The organism is Streptomyces sp. NBC_00078, assembly GCF_026343335.1.
Lineage (GTDB): Bacteria > Actinomycetota > Actinomycetes > Streptomycetales > Streptomycetaceae > Streptomyces.
Genome location: NZ_JAPELX010000001.1, coordinates 7,710,754 through 7,733,044, shown reverse-complemented (window position 1 = coordinate 7,733,044; position 22,291 = coordinate 7,710,754). Strand labels below are relative to the sequence as shown.

At 69.9% G+C, this 22,291-nt stretch carries 19 protein-coding genes; 13 read left to right on the top strand and 6 right to left on the bottom strand.

All coding sequences use genetic code 11. The features are described 5' to 3' along the window. The first annotated feature begins 389 nt into the window (after positions 1 to 389). The 8 genes from ccrA (at position 390) to OOK07_RS35840 (ending at position 9,622) form a co-directional block, all read left to right on the top strand. On the top strand, positions 390 to 1,727 hold the full coding sequence (gene ccrA / locus OOK07_RS35875; RefSeq protein ID WP_266802157.1) for a crotonyl-CoA carboxylase/reductase: 1,338 nt from the start codon (positions 390 to 392) through the stop codon (positions 1,725 to 1,727). 17 nt (positions 1,728 to 1,744) lie between these two features. Continuing rightward, positions 1,745 to 3,793 carry an ethylmalonyl-CoA mutase gene (locus OOK07_RS35870; RefSeq protein WP_266686282.1) on the top strand — a complete coding sequence of 683 codons (2,049 nt, stop codon included), beginning with the start codon at positions 1,745 to 1,747 and terminating at the stop codon, positions 3,791 to 3,793. Further along, the gene (locus OOK07_RS35865) at positions 3,790 to 4,761 is read left to right on the top strand and encodes an HpcH/HpaI aldolase/citrate lyase family protein (protein WP_266686281.1); all 972 of its coding nucleotides are present in this window, start codon (positions 3,790 to 3,792) and stop codon (positions 4,759 to 4,761) included. The genes OOK07_RS35870 and OOK07_RS35865 overlap by 4 nt, the downstream gene beginning before the upstream one ends. Positions 4,762 to 4,776: 15 nt before the next feature. Then, a complete protein-coding gene (locus tag OOK07_RS35860; protein WP_266686280.1) occupies positions 4,777 to 5,304 on the top strand; it encodes a MaoC family dehydratase in 528 nt (175 codons plus the stop codon). 2 nt (positions 5,305 to 5,306) lie between these two features. Further along, the gene (locus tag OOK07_RS35855; protein ID WP_266800638.1) at positions 5,307 to 6,521 is read left to right on the top strand and encodes an acyl-CoA dehydrogenase family protein; all 1,215 of its coding nucleotides are present in this window, start codon (positions 5,307 to 5,309) and stop codon (positions 6,519 to 6,521) included. A 169-nt stretch (positions 6,522 to 6,690) separates the two neighbouring features. Continuing rightward, on the top strand, positions 6,691 to 7,347 hold the full coding sequence (locus OOK07_RS35850) for a phosphatidylserine decarboxylase (RefSeq protein WP_266686278.1): 657 nt from the start codon (positions 6,691 to 6,693) through the stop codon (positions 7,345 to 7,347). Positions 7,348 to 7,369: 22 nt separating this feature from the next. Next, positions 7,370 to 8,188, top strand: coding sequence for a CDP-diacylglycerol--serine O-phosphatidyltransferase (gene pssA / locus OOK07_RS35845; protein ID WP_030936949.1), 819 nt, complete (start codon positions 7,370 to 7,372; stop codon positions 8,186 to 8,188). Between the two features lie 204 nt (positions 8,189 to 8,392). Then, positions 8,393 to 9,622, top strand: coding sequence for an alpha/beta hydrolase (locus OOK07_RS35840; RefSeq protein WP_266686277.1), 1,230 nt, complete (start codon positions 8,393 to 8,395; stop codon positions 9,620 to 9,622). A 197-nt stretch (positions 9,623 to 9,819) separates the two neighbouring features. On the opposite strand, the gene OOK07_RS35835 is transcribed toward OOK07_RS35840, so the two are convergent. After that, complete coding sequence (locus OOK07_RS35835; RefSeq protein WP_266802153.1) at positions 9,820 to 10,938, bottom strand: glycerate kinase; 1,119 nt, start codon at positions 10,936 to 10,938, stop codon at positions 9,820 to 9,822. Positions 10,939 to 11,129: 191 nt separating this feature from the next. Here OOK07_RS35835 and OOK07_RS35830 point away from each other — a divergent pair, with 191 nt between their 5' ends. Together OOK07_RS35830 and OOK07_RS35825 are read left to right on the top strand one after the other, a co-directional pair. Further along, positions 11,130 to 12,203 carry an ADP-ribosylglycohydrolase family protein gene (locus OOK07_RS35830; protein WP_266686276.1) on the top strand — a complete coding sequence of 358 codons (1,074 nt, stop codon included), beginning with the start codon at positions 11,130 to 11,132 and terminating at the stop codon, positions 12,201 to 12,203. 54 nt (positions 12,204 to 12,257) lie between these two features. Further along, positions 12,258 to 12,752: an NUDIX domain-containing protein gene (locus OOK07_RS35825; protein WP_266686275.1), complete on the top strand. Its 495-nt coding sequence runs from the start codon at positions 12,258 to 12,260 to the stop codon at positions 12,750 to 12,752. Positions 12,753 to 12,773: 21 nt separating this feature from the next. Here the strand turns inward: OOK07_RS35825 and OOK07_RS35820 are convergent, their stop codons facing one another. After that, positions 12,774 to 12,983 carry a DUF2191 domain-containing protein gene (locus OOK07_RS35820; protein ID WP_266686274.1) on the bottom strand — a complete coding sequence of 70 codons (210 nt, stop codon included), beginning with the start codon at positions 12,981 to 12,983 and terminating at the stop codon, positions 12,774 to 12,776. Between the two features lie 76 nt (positions 12,984 to 13,059). Here OOK07_RS35820 and OOK07_RS35815 point away from each other — a divergent pair, with 76 nt between their 5' ends. Further along, positions 13,060 to 13,785, top strand: a complete 726-nt coding sequence (locus OOK07_RS35815) for an SIR2 family NAD-dependent protein deacylase (protein WP_266800635.1) — start codon at positions 13,060 to 13,062, stop codon at positions 13,783 to 13,785. Between the two features lie 271 nt (positions 13,786 to 14,056). On the opposite strand, the gene OOK07_RS35810 is transcribed toward OOK07_RS35815, so the two are convergent. The 3 genes from OOK07_RS35810 to OOK07_RS35800 form a co-directional block, all read right to left on the bottom strand. Beyond that, entirely contained in the window at positions 14,057 to 14,554 is a 498-nt protein-coding gene (locus tag OOK07_RS35810; RefSeq protein ID WP_266800633.1) for a methylated-DNA--[protein]-cysteine S-methyltransferase, read from the bottom strand. Positions 14,555 to 14,573: 19 nt separating this feature from the next. Continuing rightward, positions 14,574 to 16,058: an AlkA N-terminal domain-containing protein gene (locus OOK07_RS35805; protein WP_323183010.1), complete on the bottom strand. Its 1,485-nt coding sequence runs from the start codon at positions 16,056 to 16,058 to the stop codon at positions 14,574 to 14,576. 194 nt (positions 16,059 to 16,252) lie between these two features. After that, positions 16,253 to 16,636: a BlaI/MecI/CopY family transcriptional regulator gene (locus tag OOK07_RS35800; protein ID WP_266800631.1), complete on the bottom strand. Its 384-nt coding sequence runs from the start codon at positions 16,634 to 16,636 to the stop codon at positions 16,253 to 16,255. 185 nt (positions 16,637 to 16,821) lie between these two features. Here OOK07_RS35800 and OOK07_RS35795 point away from each other — a divergent pair, with 185 nt between their 5' ends. Then, on the top strand, positions 16,822 to 17,235 hold the full coding sequence (locus tag OOK07_RS35795; RefSeq protein ID WP_266800629.1) for a BlaI/MecI/CopY family transcriptional regulator: 414 nt from the start codon (positions 16,822 to 16,824) through the stop codon (positions 17,233 to 17,235). Then, entirely contained in the window at positions 17,232 to 18,185 is a 954-nt protein-coding gene (locus OOK07_RS35790) for a M56 family metallopeptidase (RefSeq protein ID WP_266800627.1), read from the top strand. Before OOK07_RS35795 ends, OOK07_RS35790 begins: the two co-directional genes overlap by 4 nt. A 5-nt stretch (positions 18,186 to 18,190) precedes the next feature. On the opposite strand, the gene OOK07_RS35785 is transcribed toward OOK07_RS35790, so the two are convergent. Further along, complete coding sequence (locus OOK07_RS35785; RefSeq protein WP_266800625.1) at positions 18,191 to 22,075, bottom strand: glycoside hydrolase family 2 TIM barrel-domain containing protein; 3,885 nt, start codon at positions 22,073 to 22,075, stop codon at positions 18,191 to 18,193. Positions 22,076 to 22,291 lie beyond the last annotated feature (216 nt).

Here is a 22,291-nt window from a genome sequence, read left to right as displayed (position 1 = left end):
ACCCTTCGGGGTGGCCGTTTTGGCATGTCGGAGCCCCTTTTCCGGCATCTTTCACGCCCCGTTCGATCGATCATCGCTCATTTGTTACGTAAAGATTTCACCTGAGAGCAATCTCTGGCACTCAGTGCCTTGCAGGGTGACACGCGGTGTCATACGTTGAAGGAGTCCGGGCGGCCGGCGTGCAGCGACCTTTCGTACGCCGGCTGTCCCTGCAAGCTCACGGCCTGCACGCCCGGACGCCTGCGTCACAGGCAACCTCCCGCGCCACAAAGCGCCGCCGAACAGCATCACCGCCGAACCGACGGCACCTCCCAAAACCCTCAGCAGCACCGACGTAACCCTCAGCGTCTCCCCTCAAGACGCCATTCGCCGGAGGCAACACCGTGACCGTGAAGGAAATCCTGGACGCGATCCAGTCGCCGGACTCGACGCCGGCCGACTTCGCCGCTCTGCCGCTCCCCGAGTCGTACCGTGCGATCACCGTGCACAAGGACGAGACGGAGATGTTCGCGGGTCTGGAGACCCGCGACAAGGACCCGCGCAAGTCGATCCACCTCGACGAGGTGGCGCTGCCCGAGCTCGGCCCGGGCGAGGCCCTGGTGGCCGTGATGGCCTCCTCGGTCAACTACAACTCGGTCTGGACCTCGATCTTCGAGCCGCTGTCGACCTTCGGATTCCTGGAGCGCTACGGCAAGCTCTCCGAGCTGACCAAGCGCCACGACCTGCCGTACCACATCATCGGCTCCGACCTCGCGGGCGTCGTCCTGCGCACCGGACCGGGTGTGAACGCCTGGCACCCCGGTGACGAGGTCGTCGCGCACTGCCTGAGTGTGGAGCTGGAGAGCTCGGACGGGCACAACGACACGATGCTCGACCCCGAGCAGCGCATCTGGGGCTTCGAGACCAACTTCGGCGGCCTTGCCGAGGTCGCGCTCGTCAAGTCCAACCAGCTGATGCCGAAGCCCGATCACCTCTCGTGGGAGGAGGCGGCGGCCCCCGGGCTCGTCAACTCCACCGCCTACCGCCAGCTGGTCTCCCGCAACGGCGCCGGGATGAAGCAGGGCGACAACGTCCTGATCTGGGGCGCGAGCGGCGGACTCGGCTCGTACGCGACCCAGTTCGCGCTGGCCGGCGGCGCCACGCCGATCTGTGTCGTCTCCAGCCCGGAGAAGGCGGACATCTGCCGGGCGATGGGCGCCGAGGCGGTCATCGACCGCAACGCCGAGGGCTACAAGTTCTGGAAGAGCGAGCACGAGCAGGACCCGCGGGAGTGGAAGCGCTTCGGCAAGCGCATCCGCGAGCTGACCGGCGGCGAGGACGTCGACATCGTCTTCGAGCACCCCGGCCGCGAGACGTTCGGCGCCTCGGTCTACGTCACGCGCAAGGGCGGCACGATCGTCACCTGCGCCTCGACCTCCGGCTTCAACCACGAGTACGACAACCGCTACCTGTGGATGTCCCTGAAGCGGATCATCGGCTCGCACTTCGCCAACTACCGCGAGGCCTGGGAGGCCAACCGGCTCATCGCGAAGGGCAAGATCCACCCGACGCTGTCGAAGGTCTACTCCCTGGAGGAGACCGGGCAGGCCGCCTACGACGTGCACCGCAACCTCCACCAGGGCAAGGTCGGCGTGCTGTGCCTCGCCCCCGAGGAGGGCCTCGGCGTGCGCGACGAGGAGATGCGCGCCAAGCACCTCGACGCCATCAACCGCTTCCGCAACATCTGAGACACCCGGGGTCATAGATGACTGAGCGTCAGCCCGCCGAAGGCAAGCGGGAGAAGGACCGGCCGTGGCTCATGCGCACGTACGCCGGTCACTCCACGGCCGAGGCGTCCAACGAGCTGTACCGGCGCAATCTCGCCAAGGGACAGACCGGCCTGTCGGTCGCGTTCGACCTGCCGACGCAGACCGGCTACGACTCCGACCACATCCTCGCCCGCGGCGAGGTCGGCCGGGTCGGCGTGCCGATCGCGCACCTCGGTGACATGCGCAGGCTGTTCCAGGACATCCCCCTGGAGCAGATGAACACCTCGATGACGATCAACGCCACCGCCATGTGGCTGCTGGCGCTCTACCAGGTCGTCGCCGAGGAGCAGGGTGCGGACATCACCAAGCTCCAGGGCACGACCCAGAACGACATCGTCAAGGAGTACCTGTCGCGGGGGACGCACGTCTTCCCGCCGGGTCCTTCCCTCCGTCTGACGACGGACATGATCGCGTACACGGTCTCCCACATCCCGAAGTGGAACCCGATCAACATCTGCAGCTACCACCTGCAGGAGGCGGGCGCCACACCGGTCCAGGAGATCGCGTACGCGATGTCGACGGCGATCGCGGTCCTGGACGCCGTCCGGGACTCCGGCCAGGTGCCCGCCGAGAAGTTCGGCGACGTCGTCGCGCGTATCTCCTTCTTCGTGAACGCCGGCGTCCGGTTCGTCGAGGAGATGTGCAAGATGCGCGCCTTCGGCCGCATCTGGGACAAGGTCACCCGCGAGCGCTACGGCATCGAGAACGCCAAGCAGCGCCGCTTCCGGTACGGCGTCCAGGTCAACTCCCTCGGACTGACCGAGGCCCAGCCGGAGAACAACATCCAGCGGATCGTGCTGGAGATGCTGGCCGTGACCCTGTCGAAGGACGCACGCGCGCGTGCCGTGCAGCTGCCTGCCTGGAACGAGGCGCTGGGTCTGCCCCGCCCCTGGGACCAGCAGTGGTCCCTGCGCATGCAGCAGGTGCTGGCGTACGAGAGCGACCTGCTGGAGTACGCGGACATCTTCGAGGGCTCACATGTCGTCGAGGCGAAGGTCGCGGAGCTGGTCGAGGAGTCCCTCACCGAGATCGACCGGATCCAGGCGATGGGCGGCGCGATGGCCGCCGTCGAGTCCGGCTACCTCAAGTCGCAGCTCGTCGCCTCGCACGCCGAGCGGCGGGCTCGTATTGAGTCCGGTCAAGAGAAGATCGTGGGCGTCAACATCTTCGAGACGACCGAGCCCAACCCATTGACCGCCGATCTCGATACAGCCATCCAGACGGTTGATCCAGCTGTCGAGGCCCGAGTCATCGGCTCGCTGCAGAACTGGCGGGACACTCGCTACCAGCCGCCCTTCAACCACCCGCGCCCGTGCAAGTCGCTGGAGAAGCTGAAGGAAGCGGCCAAGGGCACCGGCAACCTCATGGAGGCCACCCTGGAATGCGCCCGTGCGGGGGCCACGACCGGTGAGTGGGCCGGGGCCCTGCGCGAGGTGTTCGGGGAGTTCCGCGCGCCGACGGGTGTCTCGTCCGCGCCGGTGGCGGTCCCCGCCGAGGAGGGCTCGGCCATGTCCGAGGTCCGCCGCAAGGTTGATCTGACGGCGAAGGACCTGGGCGTCGGCAACCTCCGCTTCCTGGTGGGCAAGCCGGGCCTGGACGGGCACTCCAACGGCGCCGAGCAGATCGCCGTACGGGCCCGTGACGCCGGCTTCGAGGTGGTCTACCAGGGCATCCGCCTGACGCCCGAGCAGATCGTGGACGCCGCCCTCGCGGAGGACGTGCACGCGGTCGGCCTGTCGATCCTCTCCGGATCCCACGCCCAGCTGGTCCCTGACGTGCTGGAACGGCTTCGTGTGGCCGGTGCCACAGATATACCGGTGATCGCCGGTGGCATCATCCCGAATGGTGACGCCGAGCAGCTCAGGGCCGCCGGCGTGGCCGCCGTCTTCACCCCGAAGGACTTCGACATCACCGGGATCATCGGCCGCATCGTCGACGAGATCCGGAAAGCGAACAAGCTCGACCCCCTGGAGGTCCCCGCATGACCACGCCCGCCCCCGTGAACCGGCTTCGTCCGCGACGCTCCTGCCTCGCGGTCCCCGGGAGCAACCCCCGCTTCCTGGAGAAGGCGCAGGGCCTCCCCGCCGACCAGGTCTTCCTCGACCTGGAGGACGCGTGCGCGCCGCTCGCCAAGCCCGAGGCGCGGCACACCATCGTCAAGTTCCTCAACGAGGGTGACTGGACGGGCAAGACGCGGGTCGTGCGCGTCAACGACTGGACGACCGAGTGGACGTACCGCGATGTCGTCACGGTCGTCGAGGGGGCCGGCCAGAACCTCGACTGCATCATGCTGCCGAAGGTGCAGACCGCCCAGCAGGTCGTCGCCCTCGACCTCCTGCTGACCCAGATCGAGAAGACCATGGGCTTCGAGGTCGGCAAGATCGGCATCGAGGCGCAGATCGAGAACGCCCAGGGCCTCAACAACGTCAACGAGATCGCGACGGCCTCCGCGCGTGTCGAGACGATCATCTTCGGCCCGGCCGACTTCATGGCGTCGATCAACATGAAGTCGCTGGTCGTGGGCGAGCAGCCGCCCGGCTACCCGGCCGACGCCTACCACTACATCCTGATGAAGATCCTGATGGCCGCCCGCGCCAACAACCTCCAGGCGATCGACGGCCCTTACCTCCAGATCCGCAACATCGACGGCTACCGCGAGGTCGCCGGCCGTGCCGCGGCCCTCGGTTTCGACGGCAAGTGGGTGCTGCACCCGGGCCAGGTCGAAGCGTCCAACGAGATCTTCTCGCCCTCGCAGGAGGACTACGACCACGCCGAGCTGATCCTGGACGCGTACGACTACTACACGTCCGAGGCGGGCGGCAAGAAGGGCTCCGCGATGCTCGGCGACGAGATGATCGACGAGGCCAGCCGCAAGATGGCCCTGGTCATCTCCGGCAAGGGGCGCGCCGCCGGCATGCAGCGCACCAGCAAGTTCGAGACCCCCGACAACTGAGGAGCACTGAGCGCGATGCAGTTCGGACGCACCTATGAGGAGTTCGAGGTCGGGGCGACGTACAAGCACTGGCCGGGCAAGACGGTCACGGAGTACGACGACCACCTGTTCTGTCTCCTCACCATGAACCATCACCCGCTCCACATGGACTCCAACTATGCGGAGAAGACGACGGACTTCGGCAAGAACGTCGTCGTCGGGAACTACATCTACTCCCTGCTGCTCGGCATGTCCGTCCCGGACGTCTCCGGCAAGGCGATCGCCAACCTGGAGATCGAGTCGCTCAGGCACGTGGCGCCGACCTTCCACGGCGACACGGTCTACGGCCAGACGACCGTGCTCGACAAGTGGCCGTCCAAGTCGAAGAACGACCGCGGCATCGTCTACGTCGAGACCAAGGGCTACAAGCAGGACGGCACGCTGGTCTGCGTGTTCCGCCGCAAGGTGATGGTGCCGACCGAGACGTACATCAAGGAGCGCGGCGGCGAGCAGCCCGGCCGCCCCGAGCTGACCGCACCTGCGGAAAAGAACACGGAGAAGTAGCCATGGCGCGACTCGCCCAGACCGCCGGTCTGACCGACATCCAGCAGGAGATCCTCTCCACCGTCCGCGACTTCGTGGACAAGGAGATCATCCCGGTCGCCACCGAGCTGGAGCACCGCGACGAGTACCCGCAGCAGATCGTCGACGGTCTCAAGGAGTTGGGTCTGTTCGGCCTGATGATCCCCGAGGAGTACGGGGGTCTGGGCGAGTCGCTCCTCACCTACGCCCTGTGCGTCGAGGAGATCGCCCGTGGCTGGATGTCGGTGTCCGGCATCATCAACACCCACTTCATCGTGGCGTACATGCTCAAGCAGCACGGCACGCAGGAGCAGAAGGACCACTTCCTGCCGCGCATGGCGGCCGGCGACATCCGCGGCGCCTTCTCGATGTCGGAACCGGGCCTCGGCTCGGACGTGTCGGCCATCACCTCGAAGGCGGTGAAGGACGGCGACGAGTACGTCCTCAACGGCCAGAAGATGTGGCTGACGAACGGTGGCACGTCGTCCCTGGTGGCCGTTCTGGTCCGAAGTGACGAAGGACACTCCCCTGAAGAGGCAGCCGCCAAGCCCCACAAGTCGATGACGACCTTCCTGATCGAGAAGGAACCCGGCTTCGGAGAGGTCCGCCCCGGCCTCACCATCCCCGGGAAGATCGACAAGATGGGGTACAAGGGTGTCGACACCACTGAGCTGATCATGGATGGCCTGCGCATTCCCGCCGACCGCGTGCTCGGCGGCGTCACCGGCCGAGGTTTTTACCAAATGATGGACGGGGTCGAGGTCGGCCGGGTCAACGTGGCGGCGCGTGGCTGCGGAGTCGCTCAGCGTGCCTTCGAGCTCGGCGTGCGGTACGCCCAGCAGCGTCACACGTTCGGCAAGCCGATCGCCCAGCACCAGGCCATCCAGTTCAAGCTGGCCGAGATGGCCACCAAGGTCGAGGCCGCCCATGCGATGATGGTGAACGCCGCACGCAAAAAGGATTCTGGCGAACGAAACGACCTTGAGGCCGGTATGGCGAAGTACCTCGCCTCCGAGTACTGCAAGGAGGTCGTGGAGGACGCCTTCCGGATCCACGGCGGCTACGGCTTCTCCAAGGAGTACGAGATCGAGCGCCTCTACCGCGAGGCCCCGATGCTGCTCATCGGTGAAGGTACCGCCGAAATCCAGAAAATGATCATCGGTCGCAGGCTGCTCGAAGAGTATCGGTTCCAGGGCTAGATGTCCGGATCGGGGTGTTTTCTTGGAGAAGAAGATCACACCCCGTCAACATTCCCCGGTCACCGACTCGGCTTCCTGGCTTGCCCAGTTGTGGCCCGCGACCGGTACCATCCCGGGAAAGCCGCCGTCCCCCGTTACAGCGCGGCATCATCCGCTACGAAGGTCATCCATGCCCCACAGCCAAACCTCTGCACCACGCGACAGCCTGGCAGGCGTACGTCTTGCGCGCGGAGCATCGCCGTGGCTTCTCCCGACCGTCGCCACCGCAGCCCTCAGCCTGGTCCGTGCGCGCCGCTCCGGCGCCGCCAAGGCCGTGGCCGTGCCCGCCACCGCGCTCGCGGCAGGCATGCTGTGGTTCTTCCGCGACCCCGAGCGCGAGATCGCCCCGGGTCTGGTCATCTCGCCCGCCGACGGTGTGGTGCAGAGCATCATGCCGTGGAAGGACGGCCGCACCCGCGTCGCGATCTTCATGAGCCCGCTCAACGTCCACGTCAACCGCGCGCCGCTCTCGGGGACGGTGACGTCGGTCGAGCACATTCCCGGCGGGTTCGTTCCGGCGTTCAACAAGGAGAGCGAGAACAACGAGCGCGTAGTCTGGCATTTCGACACCGAACTCGGCGACATCGAAATGATCCAGATCGCCGGCGCCGTGGCCCGTCGCATCGTCCCCTACATTCCGCAGGGCACGAAGGTCGAGCAGGGTGACCGCATCGGGCTGATCCGCTTCGGCTCGCGCGTCGACATCTACCTGCCCGAGGGCGTGGAGGTCGCGGTCGAGGTCGGTCAGAAGACCGTGGCTGGGGTGACTCGCATTGACCGTGATTGATCCTGAGACCCAGGCGGGCTGGGTGCCCGAGGCAGACGAGGTGGACGAAGAGGAGGAGATGCCCCTCTCCCTCCGCCTCTCAATAGCGGACACCCTCACCCTCGGCAACGCGACGTGCGGATTCATGGCGGTGTACTTCACCACCACCGGGATCCTGATCCCGCACCTCACGGGCGACCAGGAGACCGGCATGGCCCGCCACAGTGCGGCCACCGCGGTGATCCTGATGCTGTGCGCGGCGGTCTTCGACCTGTTCGACGGCCTGGTGGCACGCAAGCTCCGCTCCTCCCCCATGGGCGCGGAACTGGACAACCTCTCCGACCTGATCAGCTTCGGCCTGGCGCCGGCGTACTTCGTCCTCGTGTACGGCATGGTCGCGGACGACGCGCACCAGAGAGTGGCTGCGGTCGGGGCAATCGTGGTGCTCCTGGCCGTCGTACTGCGTCTGGCGCGCTTCTCGTGCGTGACCGTCCCTAACGGCATGTTCCAGGGCATGCCCTCGCCGTTCGGTGCGCTGACGGTCGTCTCGATCGTCCTGCTGGAGCTGCCCTTCGTGGCGACGCTGCTGGCGATTCTGGGCACCGCCTGGCTGATGGTGAGCCGGGTCGAGTACCCGAAGCCGCGCGGTCGCCTGGCGGTGGCGATGCTGTCCTGGATCGTCGTGTCGATGGGCCTGCTGGCGGCCTGGGCCTTCGACGCTCCCAGCGGCCAGCTGCTCCTTCAGACGGGCTGCGCGCTGCAGCTGGTCACGGGCGCGGTGATCCCCCTGTTCGCCACGGCTCGCCGGGTGAACAACTTCCGCGACAACCGTCGTGAGGCGCGGGCGGCTCAGCTGCCCTGACCGTCGTACGAAACGAAACGGGTGTGGCCCGAGTCCTGGCGACTCGGGCCACACCCGTTTCGGGTTCAAGGGCATCCGCGCTTTGCCCTTGACCGGTCAACTACCTTTCCCCCGCGCCCAGTTGCAGCGGGTGAGGAAGAAGAGGACGGTGGAAATCAGGGGGTTCACAGGGATTTGTTCCGCTTCACGGATCGGAGGGCACTCATGTCCGCAACCGCGCCCGTGGACCACGTGGTCCCGCACATCTCGAACATCCCGGCGAACGAGGGCGAAACGGTGAACCTGTTCGTCCGGGAGTACGACGGCACGCAGGGGAACCAGCCGCGCGAGCCGGTGCTGATGCTCCACGGCAGGAGCGTGCCGGTCCTGGCCGGGTACGACCTGACCGTCCCCGGGTCCAGCATCGAGTACAACTGGGCCCAGGATCTGGCCAAGCACCACTATGACGTGTTCATGATGGACCTGCAGGGCAACGGACGGTCGCCACGCCCGAAGATGGACGAGCCCCGCAACGCCAACCCGGCGCAACGGAGCGTCCTTGATCCCAACCCCCTGCCAGGGGGATACTCCGGCCCGCCTCTGTACCCGCACCAGCTGGGCAACACCGACAGCGAGTGCGCGGAGCTGGCCACCGTGGTCGAGTACATAAGGAACCTGCCCGGCAGGAACAAGCCCCTCGACTTCATCGGCTGGTCCGCCGCAGCGCAGGCCATGGGGCCCTACACGCTCCAGCACCCCACGATCGTCAAGAGCCTGTTCCTGCTCGCCCCGATCTTCCCTCCGCAGGGGCGGTGGTCGGGCGACCCCTCGGCACCCTTCGTGCTTCCGCCGGCCACGACACTGCCGGTCTCCGAGCCACCCGCTCTGTACGGCTTCCCCATGCACGTCAGCAGCAAGGAGGGCTTCAAGCTCGCGTGGGACAAAGAGCAGGGCACACCACCCCAACGGGAGCCCGGCATGGAGGACCATGCCTGGCAGGCCATGATGGAGAACGACCCTGTCGGCAGCACCTGGGGGCGGGAGCTGTCACCGGGCGTGTACGAGGGCATCCACCGGTTCCGGAACTCCTATTTCTGGGGCTGGACCAACGAAACGGTGCCGCACACGGACACGTCGGGCAACCACGTCCTCGGTGATCTGGTTCCCGTCGCCATCGTCTACGGCGAGCTGGACAAGACGGCCAACACCCCAGCTTCTCTCTCCGTCCCCCCGGCGCTGCGCTTCTCCGTGCCGGCGCTCTACGCAGCCGTCCAGGGGTCGAACAAGCTGATGTTCCAGCTGGAGGGTGCGGGACACTCCGTGGTCTGGGAGCGCCCCGCGGAGATCGTGCACGAGATCGCGTTCCAGTGGCTCCACAACAAGCACAAGGTGTGGGGCCTCACGAGCGGCAGCTACTACCGGGACTCGCTGGGCATCCTGACACCGCTCGTCTAGTGCCCCGGCGGGCAAGGTCTGCCCGTAAGGAGCGGCGCCCGATGGGTGCTCTGGGGGGTCCCCCGGCCGGCGGCTGGGGGGAGTACCGGGTGCGGGCCCTCGTACTGGACGTACCTGGGTCTGTGCCCCGGTGCGGCGAGAGTGCCCGGCGTCGCGACGGGGCGAACGTTGTCTGTCGGGACACCAGGACGGCGCCCTCAGCTGAGGAAGTCCTGCCCGATCTGCTCCGCCACCCGTTCCAGGATCGGTCCGGCGTCCGCGATGCACTTCGCCACGTCCGGCTCGACCTCCGTCAGTGGGTACGCCCGCCGGATGCCCGCCCGCCCCAACGCCTCCGGCGGCAGCGCGAGCCGGCCGCAGACCGCGACGACCTCCTTGCCCGCCGCGCGGGCGGCGGCGGCGACGCCCGCCGGGGCCTTGCCGTGCAGGGTCTGCTCGTCCAGGGATCCCTCACCCGTGATCACGAGGTCCGCCCACTCCAGCGCGGGCGCGAAGCCGAGCACTTCGAGCATCACTTCGATGCCGGGACGGAAGTGTGCGCCAAGGAGGAGGGCGCCGTAGCCGATGCCGCCCGCCGCGCCCGCGCCAGGGGACGCGGCGTACTCCGCCGCCTTCGCGCCGGCCGTTTCCTCCAGCACCTTCGCATAGTGCGCGAGGGCTGCGTCCAGGGCCGACACGTCGTCCGGGGACGCGCCCTTCTGCGGACCGTAGACGGCCGGCGCGCCCTTGGGACCGGTCAGGGGGTTGTCGACGTCGCTCGCCAGCACCAGCTCGACGGAGCCGAGGCGCGGGTCCAGACCCGACAGATCGGCGGAGACGAGTTCGCTCAGACCGCCGCCGCCCGGCGGAACCGGCTCCCCGTCCGCGTCCAGGAACCGCGCGCCCAGCGCGGACAGCATTCCGGCGCCGCCATCGGTGGTCGCACTGCCGCCGACCCCGAAGACGATGACCCGCGCGCCCGCGTCCAGCGCGGCCCGCAGTAGTTCCCCTGAGCCGTACGTGGACGCCGTGAGGGGAGCGAAGACGCCGGCCGGCAGCCTCTGCAGGCCGCTCGCCTCCGCCATCTCCACGACCGCCGTGCCGCCGCGCAGCGCGAACGCCGCCGTCACCTCGTGTCCGAGCGGTCCCGCGACCCGTACCTCGCGCCGCTCGAATCCGGCCGCGACCGCCGCGTCCACCGTTCCGTCGCCGCCGTCGGCCACGGGCAGGGCCTCCACCTGGGCCTCCGGTACGACCTTGCGCAGCCCGGCCGTCACCCGCTCTGCGACCTCTACGGCCGTCAGCGATCCCTTGAACTTGTCCGCGGCGATGAGCACGCGCTGTGTCACCTGTTTCCCCTTGCTCTCCGGGCCTCACGCTTGTCAAGGCCAGTCGCGCCGCTGTGACCTTAACCGGAGGACGCCCCCGCCGTCATGCACCGACCGGTGCCTGGGACGCCGCCGGGCGCCTGCTGGGCACCCTTGCGAAACCCCGCGCAGGGGACTCCGGAATCGGGTAGACCGGAGCTATGACCCCTGTGGGCACAGAGCCAGAGCTCGCCGACCGCGTCCTCGGGGGCTGGCTGGGCCGGATCGCGGGCAACATGCTCGGCAAGCCGGTCGAGCAAGGTGACCTGTGGACGCGGGACCGCATCGACCGCTACCTGCGGCAGGCCGCCGCCCTGCCCCTGACCGACTACCTCCCCGAGCCCGCCGACGAGAGCGACGGCTTCGAGCTGCGACCCGAGTGGCGCCAGTGCGTGCGCGGCCGTATCCACGGCAGCTGCCGCGACGACGACGTCGACTACGCGATCCTCGGCCTGGACCTCCTGGAGACCCACGGCTTCGCTTTCAGCACCGAGCAGGTCGGCGACCTGTGGCTGCTGAGACTGCCGTATCGGCAGACCTTCACCGCTGAGCGCGCCACGTACCGCAACCTCGCCAACGGGCTCAAGCCGCCGCTGACGGCCACCTACGACAACCCGTACCAGGAGTGGATCGGCGCCCTGATCCGCGCCGACATCTACGGCTGGACCTGCCCGGGGCTCCCGCGCCGCGCCGCTTCCCTGGCCCGCCGGGACGCGGTGCTGTCCCACACCGGCAACGGCGTGTACGGCGCGATGTGGGCGGCGGCGCTGATCGCGGCCGCCTTCACGGCGCCGACGGTGCGGTACGCGGTGGACCAGGCGCTGGCCGTCATCCCGGCCGGCTGCCGGCTCGCCCGCACCGTACGCCGGGTCGTCTCGCTCCACGACACCCGGATGACGTGGGAGGACACGCTCACCACGGTCGCCGAGGAGACCGCGGGGCTCGGCTGGATCCACACCGTCCCGAACGCCGCGGTCCTCACCGCGGGGCTGCTGTACGGCGACGGCGACTTCACCCGCACCATCACCCTCACCGTCCGCGGCGGCCTGGACACCGACTCCAACGGCGCGACCGCGGGCTCGGTGGCCGGCGTACTGACCGGCGCGGACGCGATTCCGGCACAGTGGACCCAGCCCCTGGAGGACACCGTCCGCAGCGCGGTGTTCGGCTTCGACGGGGCACGGATCAGCGAGCTGGCGGAGCGGACGGTACAACTCGCGGAGGCCGAACCCTAGGCCCTGGCGGCCCGAGCCGGCGGGGCGTCCGTGCAGGCTGGTTACGCTTCCTGGATGACCACCACTCCTGACTTCGCCACGTACATCGCCGGCCTCCCCCGCATCCTCGCCGGGGCCGCCGCCCTCTTCCGCGACGCCGAGGGCCGGGTACTGCTCGTCGAGCCCAACTACCGTGAGGGCTGGGCCCTTCCGGGCGGAACGATCGAGTCCGATGACGGCGAGACCCCGCGCCAGGGGGCGCGCCGCGAGACCCTGGAGGAGATCGGAATCGACCGCGAACCGGGGCGGCTGCTCGCGGTGGACTGGGTGTACAAGCCGAGCTGGCCGCCGCTCGTGGCGTATCTGTACGACGGCGGAGTGCTGAGCGAGGACGACCTCAAGGCGATCCGCCTCCAGGAGGAGGAACTGCTCTCCTGGCGCCTCGTCCCCCGCGAGGAACTCGCCGACCACCTGCTGGGCACGCTCGGCCCGCGGGTTCTGGTCGCGCTGGACGTCCTGGCGGAGGGCTCGGGGACGGCCGAGCTGGAGAACGGTCAGCGGGTGGCGTGACCGGGCGCGGACTCGGCCCGCTCAGCCCACACAGCCCTCGGGGTCGCGGGGTTTGACGTGCACGTCGCGCGGCGCGTCGTCCCGTGCCACGGTCCGCGCCTCGGTGCGGTGGCCGCGCTCGATGTAGTCACGGACCATGACCTCGATGGCGTCCTGCGGGTTGCCGGCGCCCGCGAGGACCATCATTTCCACGACGAGTTCGGCATCGAGCGAGACGTTGACCTTGGCCATTTCCGGACGCCGGCACCCGACGGCGCGCACGGATATCCATTCGCCCGGCTCGCACCGCCGCCCTACCCTCGGCGCCATGACCAAGCCCCTTGTCGCCATCCTGAGTGGCGCAGGTGTCTCGACCGACTCCGGCATCCCCGACTACCGCGGTCCCAACGGGCTGTGGCGCGAGGATCCCGGGGCCGAGAAGCTGGTGACGTACGAGTACTACATGGGCGATCGGGAGATCCGGTGCCGCTCGTGGCAGATGCGCCTGAAGAGTCACACGCTCAGGGCCGAGCCGAACGCCGCGCACCGGGCCGTGGCGGAACTGGAGAGGTCCGGGGTGCCTGTGCGGGTGATCACGCAGAACGTGGACGGGCTGCATCAGCTCGGCGGGATGCCCGCCCGCAAGGTGCTCGAACTGCACGGCAGTGCACGGAGTTTCGTGTGCACCGGATGCCATGCACGCGGTCCGATGGAGGACGCGCTGGCGCGGGTCGAGGCCGGGGAGCCGGATCCGCCGTGCCGGGAGTGCGGGGGGATCCTCAAGCCGGCGACCGTGATGTTCGGCGAGCGGCTCGATCCGACGGTGCTCGGTGAGGCGCTCGCCATCAGCAAGGCGTGCCAGGTGTTCATCGCCGTCGGCAGCAGCCTGCAGGTGCAGCCCGCCGCCGGGCTCGCAGGCGTCGCCGCCGACCACGGAGCCCGGCTGATCGTCGTCAACGCCGAGCCGACGCCGTACGACGAACAGGCCGAGGAGGTCGTCCGAGAACCCGTCGGGACAGCGCTGCCCGCACTGCTGCGCACGCTCAGCAGCTAGTCGTGGTGCCCCGGCAGGCAACGTTTGCCCGTAAAGGAACGCCGTCCGGTGCGTGCTCTGGAGGTCCGCCCGGCCGGAGGCTGGGCCGCCGTCCGGTGCGTGCTCTGGAGGTCCGCCCGGCCGGAGGCTGGGGCAGTGCCGGGTGCGGGCCTCGTACTGAAACGCACTTGGGCCTGTGGCCGGTGCGGCGAGTGGGGCACCTCCCCCGCCCTTGAGGCAGTGGGGGAGGTGCCGGGCGTCTCGACGGGGCGAACCTTGCTCGCCGGGGGCGCTAGAACAGGGCCGTTCCGCTCTCGAAGTCCAGCAGGCGTTGTTTGCGGTCCAGGCCGCCGCCGTAGCCCGTGAGGCTGCCGCTCGCGCCGACCACGCGGTGGCAGGGGACGATGATGCCGATCGGGTTCCTGCCGTTGGCGAGACCGACGGCGCGGGAGGCGGACGGATTGCCGAGGGCTTCGGCGAGTTCGCCGTAGGAGCGGGTCTCGCCGTAGGGGATGCGCTGGAGCTGTGCCCAGACGGTGCGCTGGAACGGCGTTCCGTTCAGGCGGAGTTCCAGCGTGAAGGTCTTCAACTCGCCTGCGAAATACGCCTGCAGTTGTTCCTCGGTCTCGCCGAAGAGCGTGTCGTCGTGTTCGCCGAACGTCTCCTCCGGTGGGCGGTGGCGTTGTCCGCTCATGTAGAGGCCGCTCAGGACGCCGTCGTCCGCCACGAGGGTGAGGGGGCCGTACGGGCTGTCGATCACGGTGTGCTGCTTCGCGGGGCTGGGGCTCATGGTGAACGTCCCTACGTCCTTATACCGGGAGGAAGTTGATCGGGTGGCTGTCGGTCGCCCACAGGTACTGGACCGCGTACGCCCGCCAGGGACGCCAGGCCGCCGCCCGGGCGGTGAGGGCCGCCGGAGTGGACGGCAGGCCCAGCTCCTGTGCCGCTCGGCGGATTCCGAGGTCGGTCGGCAGGAAGGCGTCGGGGTCGCCGAGGGCGCGCATGGCGATGACGTCGACGGTCCAGGGGCCGAAGCCGGGGAGGGCGAGGAGGCGGGTGCGGGTTTCGGGCCAGTCGCTCTCCGGGCCCAAGTGGAGCGTTCCGTCGGCGAGTTGGCGTACGAGGGTGGTGAAGGTGGTGCGACGGGTGCGGGGCATCGCCAGGGACTCGGGGTCGAGCGCGGCGAGTGCCTCGGGGGTGGGGAAGAGGTGGGTGAGGCCGCCGTCCGGGTCGTCCAGGGGGTCGCCGTATGCCGTGACCAGGCGGGACGCGTGCGTTCGGGCGGCCGCCGTGGAGACCTGCTGGCCGAGCACGGCACGTACGGCGAACTCCGCCTCGTCGACCGTGCGTGGTACGCGTCGGCCGGGGGCCTTGTCGACCAGCGGGGCGAGCAGCGGGTCCGTACGGAGCTGGTCGTCGATGGCGACCGGGTCCGCGTCCAGGTCGAGCATGCGGCGGCAGCGGCTGATGGCGACGGGCAGGTCGCGCAGGTCGCCGAGGACGAGCCGGCAGGCGATGTGGTCGGGCTCGGGGGCCAGGGTCGCGATGCCATGGCCGTACGGGAGGCGGAGGGTGCGGCGGTAGGCCCCGTCCCGCCACTCCTCCACGCCGGGTACGGCGGTCGCCGCGAGGTGGCCGAAGAGGTTGTCGGGGTTGAGCGGGGTGCGGAAGGGCAGGCGGAGGGTGAGCGCGCCCGGGGTGGCTGCCTGTGTCTTCCTCTTCGGCAGCCGGGCCCGCAGTTCGCTCGGGGCCAGGGCGAAGACCTCGCGCACAGTGTCGTTGAAGGTGCGGATCGAGGCGAAGCCGGCCGCGAAGGCGATCTCCGCCATGGGCAGAATGGTCGTCTCGATCAGCAGGCGGGCTGTCTGGGCGCGTTGGGCGCGGGCCAGCGCCAGAGGGCCGGCGCCGAGCTCGGCGAGGAGCTGGCGTTCGATCTGCCGGGTGCTGTAGCCGAGGCGGGCGGCGAGGCCCGGTACCCCGTCGCGGTCCACGACGCCGTCGGCGATCAGGCGCATCGCCCGGGCCACGAGGTCGGCGCGCTGGTTCCACTCCGGGGAGCCCGGGCTGGTGTCGGGGCGGCATCGCTTGCAGGCCCGGAAGCCGGCCTGCTGACAGGCGGCCGCGCTCGGGTAGAAGGTCATGTTCTCGGGCTTGGGCGGTACGACCGGGCAGCTGGGCCGGCAGTAGATGCGGGTCGTCAGGACGGCCGTGAAGAACCACCCGTCGAAGCGGGCGTCCTTGGACTGTACGGCGCGTACGCAGCGCTCGCGGTCGGTGTGCATCCCTTTCTGCATGTGTCCAGCATCGGCGATGAGCCGGGCGCGGGCTGGCGAGAATCCGACATCAACCTCGCGTGTACTGGACCGGTCCGGATCACTTGGCCTCACCTCCTGCCGAGCTGACGCCGTCGGCCGGGTCCGAGCCTTCGAGCAGCGCGGGTGAGGCGCCGTCCCGTCCCGAGGGCACCGGCCGGGTGAGGGGCACCGGCTCACGCACCGCTCTCGCCGAGGAGCTGCCGCAGCGCGGCCTCCTGTGCAGGGCTCAGGCCCGTCACGAACTGCCGGAGCGCGGCGATCGGGTCGGGGCCGCGGTCCAGGGCCCTGTGCATGGCCTCGGCGGTCAGCTGGGCGGCGTTCTTCGAGGGCCGGTAGGCGCCGCGCCGGCCGTCGGCGTCCCGCAGGACGAGACCCTTGTCGTGCAGGCGTCGCAGGATCGTGTGCACGGTGTTGTAGGCGAGGCCGCCGCCGAGGCCGGCCTGGATCTCGGCCGGCGTGAGGGGCCGCTCCGTCGCCCAGAGGGTGGTGAGGATCTCGCTCTCCAGCTCACCGGGAAGGCGTCGCGTCGCCCTGCCGTGAGGGGTCGTGCCTGCCATGGCCACCACCTTACGGTGCGTAGGGTTCGGTGGTCACCAGGTCGCACCCGCCCCGGGCCGCCGACCACCGACCACCGACCACCGACCACCACGGAACTTCGCCGGGCGACTACAGTCACGTAGACGGGCTGCCGCGCCGCAGCCCGACGGCAGGGGAATGACGAAGAAGAGCCGAGGAGCGTTCCATGCCCGAGGGGCAGAATGACGAGCCGGCCGGAGGGCGGACGGACCGTCGGCCGGCCGGTGAGCTGGAGGCGAGCGTGCTGGCCGCGCTGTGGGCCGCCGGCGGATCGCTCACGCCCGGCGCCGTCCAGCGGGAACTCGGCGGCGATCTCGCACGCACCACCGTCACCACGATCCTCACGCGCCTGCACGCCAAGGGAGCGGTCACCCGCGCGCGCTCGGGCCGCGGCTACACCTACGCCCCGGCCCAGGACTCCCCCGGCCTGACCGCCCGCCGTATGCATGCCGAACTCGACAAGGACGAGGACCGCGGCACCGTTCTCGCCCGTTTCGTCTCCGACCTGAGCCCCGCGGACGAACAGCTCCTGCGGTCCCTCCTGGAGGGCGGCCCGGGGACGGCGGAAGGGGCACCGTGATCTACGCCGTGTGGCTCCCGCTGCTGATGCCGTTCCTCGCCGTGCCCGTCGCCCGGCGTGGTGCCGGGCAGCTCTCGCCGCGGTCGGCCGCCTGGGCGCTGACCGCTCTCGCGCTGGTTCTCGCCCTGGCCGGTACGGCTTCGCTGGCGCTGCTCGCTCTCGCCGGCGCCCTGCATCTGCCGTTCGTCGCCAGGATCGGCCACCTCTCCCCGCAGTTGCTGGGCGACGGCTCGCCCGCCACCGTGCCGGCCGCGGTCCTGGCCGCCCTCGCGCTGGCGGGCCTCGGTGCCCTGGCGCTCGGCCGGACCCGTCGTCACCTGCGCGAACTGCGCGCCGCCCAGCGGCAGTTGCGGGGGGAGGCGAGCGCCGGCGACCTCTGCGTGCGGCAGGACGACCGGCCCGACGCGTACGCCCTGCCCGGGCGGCCGGGCCGCGTCGTGGTGACCACCGGAATGCTGCGCGCCCTCGGTGCACAGGAACGCGAGGTGCTGTTCGCCCACGAACGGGCCCACCTCACCGGCCGCCACCACCTCTTCCTCGCGGCCGCCGAACTCGCCGCGGCGCTCCACCCCGCCCTGCGCGGCCTGCGCGCGCCGGTGTCGTACGCCCTGGAGCGCTGGGCCGACGAGTCCGCCGCGCGCGCGATCGGCGACCGCGCGCTCGCAGCCCGCGCCGTCGGCCGCGCCGCCCTCGCGGCCCATGCGACAGGCTCGGTTCCGCGCCCTCGCCTGTCGCTGACGGCCACGGCGGGCCCGGTCCCCCGCCGCGTCACCGCTCTCCTGAGCACGCCCGCACCCCGCTCCCGTCTGCTCCCCCGGGCTCTGACCTGCCTGCTCCTGTGCTGCGTGGCCCTGTCGGCGACCGCGACCCTGGAGGCGGCCACCGACCTGCACACGGGCATCGAGATCGCCCAGGGGGAGCAGGCGCCCGTGCCCGGCGGGGGCCACTGACCCGGCTACCCGGAGAACTCCGTCGCCGTGGGCCGCCGTGCGGCTGCCGTCGCGTCGGACACGTCGGTGAGCGGGCGCAGCCGGTAGGTGTACGCGTAGTCCCGGTTCGCGAAGAGCTTGTACTCGTCATGCGTGTGCGCGCCCCAGCTGTTGTCGCCGCCGATGCCCATCTGCCGGTGGTTCAGGCGCAGGACGACCGCCTCGCGAGGCGTGAGCTGGTAGTCGTGGCGGGCCCCGACCGAGAGGTCCTCGGGGGTGAGGTGCGAGGCGTTGACCTCCAGGAGCGGTTCGCCGGAGACCAGCAGGCCCCTGCCGCGTCCGTCGGTCAGCGCGACCCAGCGGACGTCCGTCTTGTTGCCGTTCTCCTGCGGCCGCAGATAGGAGGTCCACTGGCCGGAGACGGTGCCGGAGTACAGGCCGACGTCGGTGGCGTCGTTGCGGTCCCAGTGGTTCTCCTCGGGGCCGCGGCCGTAGTAGTGCAGGTGCTCCAGGCGGCCGGGCAGGAAGAGCAGGGTGCCGACCTCGGGGATGTAGGGCAGGGAGGCCGCGCCCGGGTGCAAGGTGTTGTCGACCTTGATCTCACCGTTGCCGAAGACCGTGTAGGTGGTGGTGTACGTCGACTCGACCGTCGTCGGCAGCGTGCCGGCGACCTTGATCTCCACGGCCCTGTCGCGCAGGGCACGCACGCCGACATCGGTCACCCTGCGGTGGGCGCCCGCGTCGCGCCAGGTCTGGTTGCGGGTGTGCTGGCCGTTGCCGCGGTCGTTGTCGGTGGGGGCCCGCCAGAAGTTCGGCGCCGGCCCGGAGGAGATCAGTTCGGCGCCGTCGGCCCGGTACGAGGTGATCACGCCGGTCTTCTTGTCGACGGTGACCGAGAAGCCCCGGCCCGTGACGGTGACGGACCGCGCGCCGTCCTCGTGGCGGAGCGCAGGGACGCCGTCGAGCGGTACGGGGGTGATCGCGGGGCTGCCGGCGTCGAGGGGGAGCTGGTGCCGGGCCACCTCGTGGCCGGCCTTCGCCCACTTCGTGTTCTCCCGTGTGGTGAAGGACAGTTGGAGGAAGTACTCGGCACCCGGCACCGGATCGCGCGGCAGAGTGAACGGCACCGTGATGTCCTTGCTGGACAGGGGCGCCACGTCCAGCTGGGCACGGCTGAGCGTGCCCCGCCGCACCACCTTTCCGTCGCCGACGAGCTCCCACCGTCCGTCGAACTCACGCAGGTTGGTGAAGAGGTACTCGTTGGTGAGGGTGACCGCGCCGGGCGAGGAGCCCGAACTGGCCTGGACGGCCTGGTAGATCCGCTTGACCTCGGCCGCCTTGCCGGTGTGCCCGCGGTCGGCGGTGATGATGCCGTCCCCGCAGAAGCCGCCGTCGTTGGGGCTGTCGCCCCAGTCGCCCCCGTAGGCGTAGAACGTCTTCTCGCGGGGCCGCTTCTCGGTCAGGCCGACGGTGGCGGCGTCGAACCAGAATTGCACGCCGTCGTCGCCGGGACCCCGGCCGCCGGAGGCGAGTTCGCCGGCGCTCAGCGCGCGGGCGTAGACGCGGGCGGCCCGGATCGTGCCGCTGAACTCCCGGGTCGGGTTGTCGACGTCGGTGGCCAGGGACAGGGACGCGGTGTTGTTGTCGGGGCGCCGTGTGGTGGTCAGGGTGGCCCGCACCTCGCCGTCCACGTGGAGCGTCAGTGTGCCCGCGTCCGCGTCGAAGACGCCCGCGACGTGGTGTTCGCGGCCCGTCCAGTCGGCGGGCAGGGCCCAGGTCGCGGTCATCCACTGACCGCCGCCGTGGATGAAGAACTCCAGGCTGCGCCCCGACTGCTTGAGGGCGTACTGGGTGTCGCCCTTGACGAGGATCGGCTGGTCGTAGCCGGTCGGCCCCGGGGTGATCCAGGCTTCCAGGGTCAGCGACCCGGTGAGGTCGAGGCGCGCGTCGCGGGCGAAGACGGTTCCGCCGGTCACACCCTTGTCACGGCTGAAGGTGCCGGCCGGGGCGATGACCTCCCCGGCGAGCGCGGCGGGGCCGGTCTCGGTGAACCGTTTGCGGGTCGGGGTGGGCCAGCTGAGCGCCTGGTCGACGAAGTCCCAGATCCAGCCGCCCTGCAGCACCTTGTGACCGCGGACCACGTCCCAGTACTTCTTGAGGTTGCCGGTGGAGTTACCCATCGAGTGGGCGTACTCGATCATGACGTAGGGCCGCGTGTCGGCGGCGTCCCCCGCGCGCTGCTCGACGCGGGAGGGACTGTCGTACATCTCCGAGCGGATGTCGCTGATCCCGGGGCGGTCGTCGCCCTCGTACTGGATGACGCGAGTGGTGTCGTAGGAGCGGATCCAGTCGTGCATGGCGGTGAAGGTGCTGCCGCCGCCCGCTTCGTTGCCGAGCGACCAGATCACCGCCGAGGCGTGGTTCTTGTCGCGGTGGACCATGTTCTGCGCGCGGGCGACACACGCGGCGGTCCACTCGGGGTGGTCGCCCGGGTACTGGCCGCGGATGCCGTGGGTCTCGAGGTTGGTCTCGTCCACGAGGTAGAGGCCGTACTCGTCGGCCAGCTCCAGCCACTGCGGGTTGTTGGGATAGTGCGAGGTGCGCACGGTGTTGATGTTCAGCCGCTTGATGATGCCGATGTCCTCGGCCAGGTCGGCACGGGTGAGCGCCGTGCCGTGCACGGGGTGCATCTCGTGGCGGTTGGTGCCCCGAAGGGAGACCGGCTGCCCGTTGATGCGCATCAGCCCGTCCTTGAGCGCGAATTCGCGCAGGCCGACGCGGTGGGAGAGGGTTTCGACCACCTTTCCGGCCGGGTCGCGCAGGCGGAGCACGGCGGTGTAGAGGTACGGGTGTTCGGCCGACCACAGGCGCGGAGCGGGTACGGACTTCGCGGCCCGTACGGTCTTCTCGGCGCCGGCGTCGACAGCGACGGTCTGCTGCAGGGGCCTGGGCCACACGGGGTGCCCGCTCGCGTCGTACAGCTGGGTCTCGACGGAGTACTGGCCGCCGCCTTTGCCGCCGTAGTCCCGCACGCTTGCGGTGACCGACAGTTCGGCCGTCTTGTAGTCGTCGCCCAGCGGGGTGTCGAGGCGGAAGTCGCGCAGGTGCACGGCCGGGGTGGAGTACAGGTAGACCGAGCGGAAGATGCCGCTCAGCCGGATCATGTCCTGGTCCTCCAGCCAGTCGCCGTCGGAGTAGCGGTAGACCTCGACGGCGATCTGGTTGGTGCCCGGCCTGAGGTGCGGGGTGATGTCGTACTCGGCGGGGTCGTAGGAGGACTCGTGGTAGCCGACCAACTCCCCGTTGATCCAGACGTAGTGGGCGGACTTGACTCCCTCGAAGTGGAGGAACGTCCGCCGTCCGGTCCAGTCGCGCGGGACCGTGAAGGTGCGGCGGTACTGGCCCACGGGGTTGTACCGGGTGGGGGCGGCCGGCGGTTGCGCGTCCTCGCCCAGGCCGTTGGGGCCCCACCACGGGTAGGTGATGTTGACGTAGATCGGGCGGTCGTGGCCGTGCAGTTGCCAGGCGGACGGGACCGGGATGGTCTCCCAGGCGCTGTCGTCGAGATCGGTGCGGTGGAAGTCGGTGTCACGGTCGTCGGGCCGGTCGGCGTACGCGAACTTCCAGGTGCCGTCCAGGCTCAGCCGGTACGGCGAGCGCGTGCGGTCGGCGGCCAGGGCCTGCTTGAGGTCCGCGTAGGGCATCAGCGTGCTGTGCGGCGGCTCGGTGCCCAGCTTGAAGACGTCGATGGCGCCGTTCCACTCGGGCGTGCCGCCGGCCGCCGCGCCCGGGCCGGCCGCGTGTGCGGTGGCCGAGGGCCCGGACAGCGCGAGCGCGCCGAGGACCGCGGCGCCTCCTTCGAGGAGACGGCGACGGCTGACGAGCCGGTCGGCGAGGGACGGGTGCGGCATGATCATTGCCTTCCTCGGGACGACGGTGCGGGTACACGTACTGAGGGCGCGTCAGATCTTGTCGGATGCTGTTGGGATACGGGAGTTGCTGTCGGGACGAACGGCAGCTGACGGTGACGTGGTGACTACGGAGCAGTTGCACCCTAGGTCCAAGGCAAAGGCGAAGCAATGATCCTGTCGGGCTCTGTTCGGTCCTGAGGGTTCGTCACCCCCTCG